Raw genomic sequence first — 6,138 nt, 5'->3', positions numbered from 1 at the left:
GCGGGATTTTCACCAGAGACCACCCATCAGAAATCTTTATAATGCTCGGCTCTTTTTTGTCGTCCATTAGCCCCGTGGTGTAGCGGCCAAGCATCTCAGGCTTTGGACCTGAGGACCTCGGTTCGAAAGGATGTCGAAAATCCGGGCGGGGCTATTCACTTATTTACCCCTTCTAAGTACTCTGAAAATCTTAAAAAGGTAAAAGCCCAATACCTCTAAATCGGTAAAGAGGAGGTTACTCCTATGAAAAAAAGAGGTGAATTCATGAAACGAACCCCGGCGCTTCCCACTGCGAGTGATGGGCTTGAAAAGATAGGCAGCTGGTCATTTATCGGAGGAGTTGTTATTGCGCTGCTCTCCGGGTTTATGGCAGGCCAGGCAGTCTGGATTATCCCTACCCTGGCTGTACTTGGGCTCATTGTCGGGCTCCTGAATGTCAGCAGCCATGAGACCCAGGCGTTCTTGTTTGCGGCGTTAGCAATCGTGGTTGTTACAGGACTTGGCGGAGCTACACTCGTGGCCACCCCCATCATTGGTCCACAGCTTCAGACCATCCTGAACAGCATCCTTGCCTTTGTATTGCCAGCAAGCATCGTCGTTGCATTGCGTGAGATTTACGGACTTGCGGCGAACCCGTAAGTCTTTTTTTCTTTTTTAATTACTTTTTCTTAGATATATTCCCCCCGGGAATGAGGACATTTATCTGAACACATCGCTTAAAAAGAAAGATTTATATAGTGCACATACATACACATACACATGGCTACCAAAACGATATCCATCACTGAAGAGGCATATACTATCCTCAAGTCAAAGAAGACGGTTACCGAGAGTTTTAGCGAAGCAATCATCAAACTATCAGGTAAGAAAAATCTCTCCTCTTTTTATGGTGCATTGAGCGAGGAAAGCGCAAATGCGTTAGAGGAATCCATCAGGGACGCGAGGAAATCCCATTTAAGCTCTCATAAGAAACGGCTGCTCCAACAATGATTCTGGACACATCATTCTTAATCGAACTTCTGCGCGGTAAGAATCTCTCTGCAAAGGAGAAGGCAGAGAATCTGGATAGAAAATTTGCAATAAAAGCCATCACTTCTATCTCAGTTATGGAGTTATGGAGTGGCGCTCTCCAAAGCCAGAATCGGGAGAAGGAGAAAAAGAAGGTTCACGAGATTATCCAGTCCCTCCCGGTTTATTCTTTTGGTGACGAGGAAGCAAGGACAGCAGGAGAGATTGAAGCGGCTCTTATTAAAAAAGGGGAGACCATCGATATAGAAGACATTATGATAGCGGCAATCGCATTAGTACACAACGAACCGCTTCTCACAGGGAATCCTAAGCATTTCACAAGGATCCCAAATCTTACATTGGAGAAGTATTAAACCTCCTAACTCCTTCAAAATAATACGCTCCTGCCGGGATTTGAACCCGGGCCGCAACCTTTCAACTGCATCATGGCTGATCCGCAGGGTTGTATCCTGTCCACTAGACCACAGGAGCGTAGCTGAGAAAAAGCTGCATTTCTTTAAAAAGCATTACGCTGCCAGCCTGACTCAACTGCCAAGGGGTAACCTTTTTAAAGCTGGGGAAACCCCTGTCCGGAACCTCTCGCATGCGTATCCGATGGAACAAAAAACATACATTTCGTTTACTGAAGAGATCAATCATAAGGGCAATGAGAGAAGGATCTATGGAATCAGCCCTGTAATGCAGCATGTGTTAGGCCTCTTAGAGCGGGCATCTCGGTTAGATATTTCCCTCCTGCTTATGGGAGCAAGCGGCACTGGAAAGGATCTTGCTGCGAAGTACATCCATCACGCCTCAAATTCCTCTCGAGGAGTTAGCACACCATTTGTTCTGATCGGGCCTGAAGCGCCAGAGAATGATATCTTTGGGCATGTGCATACCAATTTTGCCGGATCAAAATCGGCCACCAGGGGCATGATTGAGTATGCCTGTAAGGGAACACTCTACATTCCTTTTCCGCATCATCTCCCAAAAGAGATCCAGTGGTCGCTCCTCTCTTTTTTAGACGGGAAGGCAACGCGGCGGCTTGGGTCTGTTGCCTCTAACAGCGTGGATGCCCGGGTCATAGCAGCTCTTCCGGAGCATCCTGAAATCGAGATTGGGTCTGGAAGCTTGGATGAGGGCTTCTATCTCCGGCTCAATCAAAATAGGATTCATCTTCCTCTACTGAAGGATCGGCCTGGTGATATCTGCCTTCTTGCAGACTTCTTTTTGACGATCTATAACACCAAAATCAGGAAGGCGCTGCAGTATCACGACCTGGCCTTTTCAGATTCCGCGTATGCTCTTTTTCAGGACTATGGGTTTGTCAGGGGAAATGTGCGTGAGCTGCAGCACACGATAAAGAGTGCTGTTTTTGCTGCGCCTTCCGACAGACAAGACCTAACCAAAAAAGATTTCCCTTGGCTTGCTACTCCGGTTCCACCATGCCTTGAAGATGCTATTGCAGCAGTGCTGAAAGCTGCAGCGCAGTCTCAAACCCGCCCCAATGTTGTTGGTCTTGTTGAGCAAGAATTATACACGTGCCTGTATACAGAAACCCAAGGCAATCTTTCTGAGATGGCCAGGATTCTAAAGACAAGCAGAAAAAGTGTCAGAGAGAGGCTGCGTAAGTACGGCCTTCGAAAGCTTCCTGCGCCCAAGCATGCTCCAGAAATAAGCTAAAACTCAGCTTGAGCGCTTCTTCACCAGCCACTCATGGAACCTTTTGAGGAGGTTTCCTGCAGTTTTGACTGTCTTTCTTACTGCTGCGCTGGTGTATCCGAGCGTGTAATCCACATCTGCAATCCTTCCATCCCATCTCTCAATATATGAGACATTCATCATCTGGAACTGCTCAGGCTTTTGGGGCTGCTCTGCAGGCCAGCCAATTGTGATCACTGCCTGCGGCCTTGTCTCAGGAGGGCATTTCAGGAGAATCTTCAGCTTTTCCTCATCCAATGCACCGACCCAGCAAGCTCCAAGGCCTGAATCATGGGCAGCCAGCAGCATGTTCTGGCAGGCAGCGCCGCTGTCCTGGACAGAGTATAACCGCTCTCCCCGGGTTCCGTAGAACCGCTTGAGCTTTGCAGGCTCTCCGATAACCACGATATGCACCGGAGCCTGCATCATCCAGCTTTGCAGCATGCAGGCCTCTGTTATCGCCTTCCTCTTCTCGTCATCTCTGACAATGATAAACCTCCAATCCTGGAGGTTGCCTGCAGAAGGGGCAGCTGCGCCTGCAGCAAGAATCCTCCCAACCAACTCCCAGGGAACATGCTTGTCGATGTATTTCCGGACACTCCTCCTTGTTGCTATTGCCTGCAGCGTTTCCATGCTCATGCTTTTTATATATCCTGTATTTATAAAATTACCTATCAAATGGACTACAAAAAACTTTGCGAGGTCTATGAGAGGCTGGAGCAGAGCGCAAAGCGGCTTCAGAAGACCTTTATCATCTCTGAGTTTCTGAAGTCTGTGCATGAGAGCGATTTAGGCGCAATCATGCTGCTGTTGCAGGGCAGCCTGTATCCTGCAGCTGATGAGCATAAGATTGGTGTAGCGTCAAAGCTGCTTGCCAGGGCTATCGCTGTTGCATCTGGTGTATCTCATGAGGGGATTATAACTGAGTGGAAAAAGACAGGAGATCTTGGGATTGTCAGCCAGCACATTATCTCCAAGAAATCACAATCGACGCTGAGCCATCAAAAGCTTTCGGTCAGGAAGGTCTTTGAGAATCTCAAGAAGCTTGCAGAGATAGAGGGAGCAGGGACTGTAGACCGGAAGATCCAGCTGATTGCAGAGCTGCTCACCTCTGCCAGCCCTCTTGAGGCTAAATACATCTGCAGGACCATCTTGGGAGAATTAAGGGTAGGGGTAGGAGCTGGAGTGCTGCGCGACAGCATTGTCTGGGTGAATTTTGGGAAGCAGCTGAAGATTTCGTACGACCCCTCAACCCAGGAGATTGGAATTCCTGAGCGGGAAGCCTATACTGCTGCTGTTGAGGCAGTCCAGCGCGGCTTTGACCTTTCGGCAGACTGGGGAATGGTTGCTGTCCAGGCGCAGAAAGGCCTTAAAGACATAGAAAAGATTCCATTAGCTATCGGTGTCCCCATCAAGTGCATGCTTGCAATCAAGGTTTCAGATATTGATTCCGGCTTTGAGGAAGTCGGAGAGCCTGCTGCGATCGAGTACAAATATGATGGCCTCCGCCTGCAGATCCATAAGAACGGAAAGAAGATACGTGTCTTCACGCGCAGACTGGAGGATGTGACACGCCAGTTTCCAGATGTCGTGGATTCTGTTTCAAGGTATGCCAGGGCGGATTCCTGCATCCTGGATTCTGAGGCTGTTGGCTATGATCCGAAGACCAGGAACTATGTGCCTTTCCAGCATATTTCTCAACGCATTAAGCGGAAACATGACATCGAGCTGCTTGCCCAAAAGCTTCCTGTCGAGGTCAATGTCTTTGATATTCTTTATCTCGATGGAAAGAACCTTATCGAGGAGCCTTTTGCAGAGCGGAGAAAGATGCTGAAGAAGATCATAGAGGCTAGCCCAAGGAAAATCGTGCTTTCACGGCAGCTGGTTACTGATGACAGAGAGAAGGCGCAAGCATTCTACGAGGAGTCGCTTAAAGCAGGCAATGAAGGGGTGATGATGAAAGCGCCGGGTGCTCCCTATAAGCCGGGGGCAAGGGTTGGCTATATGGTGAAGCTGAAATCTATGATGGAGACCCTTGATTTAGTGATTGTGGGAGCTGAATGGGGAGAGGGAAAGAGGTCGAGCTGGCTGAGCTCTTTTACTTTGGCATGTGAATCTCATGGCAAGTATATCGAAGTAGGCAAGGTTGGGACTGGCATAAAAGAGAAGGAGGAGCAGGGTGGGGTGACTTTTGCAGAGCTTACAGCTCTCCTGAAACCACTCATAACTGAGGAAAAAGGCACTTCTGTCCGGGTCAGGCCCAGGGTGATAGTCGAGGTGAGTTATGAGGAGATACAGAAATCCCCTACGTATGGGTCAGGGTATGCTTTGCGGTTTCCGAGAGTAGTCAGGCTGCGTGAGGACAAGTCAGAGGTTTCCAGCCTGGCCTTGGTGGAGCGGCTTTATAAAGAGCAAAAAAAGACGTAGATGCAGCCTATTGTTACTATTTATTAGTAGTTAAAAATAGAAATGTTTATATACTAGCTCTTCCCTATACTGTACTATTGGTTATAGGGGGAACTATGTCAATTACACAAGGTTTGGACGTGCAGCTCGATGAGGAGCTTTTGATACTTCAAGCAACATTCCTCTGCGGAGCATGCGGCCATAGAATGGAGCATATCAGCCAGGAAATTGTGAAATGCCCAAGCTGCGGTGAGGCGTATAATGAGCACTAAAACAAACCATTCACTGTACTACACAGCTAAGGAAAGAAATGGCGGAGTAAAGGCCGAGGTAGGCTATCGCGGGAAAGGGCCAAAAAAGGTTCTTTCTGATAAGGAGCTGGTAAAAAGGCTGAAGCCGTATTATAATGGGCTGAGGATCCCTTCTATCTCCAAGCTTGAGGATCGGATTAAGGAAGTGGAGGCCAGGCGGGGAGTTGGGAAGCCGGGTGAGCAAAAGAACCCTGAAGATGAGCTTCTGCCGGCTATTGATTCTATCATCCAAGCACGGGTTACAGCTCCGAAGAGGCTTGCCAGGGAAGCAAAACGATTTGACAGGCAGCTCTATTCTGATATTGTGCATACTGGTCCAATGCCGGGAACAGACTGGACTGATACACTTGAAACGCAAGATCCTACCAAGGACTTATACCGTAAATTGCTTAAGGAGCGAGCTCGGCTTAGTCATGGCATTCCTGGGCCTAAGAGGAGGCTTGATAATCTGGCAAGGACACTCCTCTCTATGGGTCTGAATGCCTTTGATATCACTTTTGGGAAGGAGATTGTGGATGGCTGGAACAAGAAAACCATGAAAAGCCTGAAGCCAGGGGATCAGGCGTATATCCTTCTTCACGGAACGTCTCAGAATGGAGGGGCATTTCGGGAGAGGATCAAGCAGCTTGAGGCAGAAGGCTATAAGGTCTTTGCTCCAAGTTACAGCTACTCAGATGCTTTGGCAAACCTGGATTCTGCAGCAGATTGGCTG

8 protein-coding genes and 2 tRNA genes are annotated in these 6,138 nt (G+C 48.5%); 8 read left to right on the top strand and 2 right to left on the bottom strand.

Features of this window, described 5'->3' with window-relative positions:
- Positions 1 to 68 precede the first annotated feature (68 nt).
- The 4 genes from VJB08_05800 (at position 69) to VJB08_05785 (ending at position 1,382) form a co-directional block, all read left to right on the top strand.
- Positions 69 to 154, top strand: a tRNA-Gln gene (locus VJB08_05800).
- A 110-nt stretch (positions 155 to 264) separates the two neighbouring features.
- Entirely contained in the window at positions 265 to 639 is a 375-nt protein-coding gene (locus tag VJB08_05795) for a hypothetical protein (GenBank protein ID HLD43467.1), read from the top strand.
- Positions 640 to 759: 120 nt separating this feature from the next.
- Positions 760 to 990, top strand: a complete 231-nt coding sequence (locus VJB08_05790) for an antitoxin VapB family protein (protein ID HLD43466.1) — start codon at positions 760 to 762, stop codon at positions 988 to 990.
- On the top strand, positions 987 to 1,382 hold the full coding sequence (locus VJB08_05785) for a PIN domain-containing protein (protein HLD43465.1): 396 nt from the start codon (positions 987 to 989) through the stop codon (positions 1,380 to 1,382). The genes VJB08_05790 and VJB08_05785 overlap by 4 nt, the downstream gene beginning before the upstream one ends.
- A 25-nt stretch (positions 1,383 to 1,407) precedes the next feature.
- Here the strand turns inward: VJB08_05785 and VJB08_05780 are convergent.
- A tRNA-Arg gene (locus tag VJB08_05780) sits at positions 1,408 to 1,500 on the bottom strand.
- A gap of 123 nt (positions 1,501 to 1,623) precedes the next feature.
- Between VJB08_05780 and VJB08_05775 the strand changes: the two genes are divergently transcribed.
- A complete protein-coding gene (locus tag VJB08_05775) occupies positions 1,624 to 2,691 on the top strand; it encodes a sigma 54-interacting transcriptional regulator (GenBank protein HLD43464.1) in 1,068 nt (355 codons plus the stop codon).
- 3 nt (positions 2,692 to 2,694) lie between these two features.
- On the opposite strand, the gene VJB08_05770 is transcribed toward VJB08_05775, so the two are convergent.
- A complete protein-coding gene (locus VJB08_05770; protein ID HLD43463.1) occupies positions 2,695 to 3,342 on the bottom strand; it encodes a nitroreductase family protein in 648 nt (215 codons plus the stop codon).
- A gap of 45 nt (positions 3,343 to 3,387) precedes the next feature.
- Between VJB08_05770 and VJB08_05765 the strand changes: the two genes are divergently transcribed.
- The 3 genes from VJB08_05765 to VJB08_05755 all read left to right on the top strand — a co-directional run.
- Complete coding sequence (locus VJB08_05765) at positions 3,388 to 5,136, top strand: ATP-dependent DNA ligase (protein HLD43462.1); 1,749 nt, start codon at positions 3,388 to 3,390, stop codon at positions 5,134 to 5,136.
- A 95-nt stretch (positions 5,137 to 5,231) separates the two neighbouring features.
- A complete protein-coding gene (locus tag VJB08_05760; protein ID HLD43461.1) occupies positions 5,232 to 5,387 on the top strand; it encodes a hypothetical protein in 156 nt (51 codons plus the stop codon).
- Positions 5,377 to 6,138, top strand: a 762-nt coding sequence (locus VJB08_05755; GenBank protein ID HLD43460.1) for a hypothetical protein, incomplete at its 3' end; no start/stop codon positions are given. The genes VJB08_05760 and VJB08_05755, both read left to right, overlap by 11 nt.

The sequence above is a fragment of the Candidatus Nanoarchaeia archaeon genome, from assembly GCA_035290625.1.
Taxonomy (GTDB): Archaea; Nanobdellota; Nanobdellia; order Woesearchaeales; family DATDTY01; genus DATDTY01.
Note: the sequence above shows the minus strand (reverse complement) of the source record. Positions and strands in the feature narration are given on the sequence as shown.

Bases quoted from the DNA above. Each gene is read 5' to 3' on its own strand.
- VJB08_05795 (HLD43467.1), top strand. From the start codon at position 265: ATGAAACGAACCCCGGCGCTTCCCACTGCGAGTGATGGGCTTGAAAAG.
- VJB08_05790 (HLD43466.1), top strand. From the start codon at position 760: ATGGCTACCAAAACGATATCCATCACTGAAGAGGCATATACTATCCTC.
- VJB08_05785 (HLD43465.1), top strand. From the start codon at position 987: ATGATTCTGGACACATCATTCTTAATCGAACTTCTGCGCGGTAAGAAT.
- VJB08_05775 (HLD43464.1), top strand. From the start codon at position 1,624: ATGGAACAAAAAACATACATTTCGTTTACTGAAGAGATCAATCATAAG.
- VJB08_05770 (HLD43463.1), bottom strand. From the start codon at position 3,342: ATGGAAACGCTGCAGGCAATAGCAACAAGGAGGAGTGTCCGGAAATAC.
- VJB08_05765 (HLD43462.1), top strand. From the start codon at position 3,388: ATGGACTACAAAAAACTTTGCGAGGTCTATGAGAGGCTGGAGCAGAGC.
- VJB08_05760 (HLD43461.1), top strand. From the start codon at position 5,232: ATGTCAATTACACAAGGTTTGGACGTGCAGCTCGATGAGGAGCTTTTG.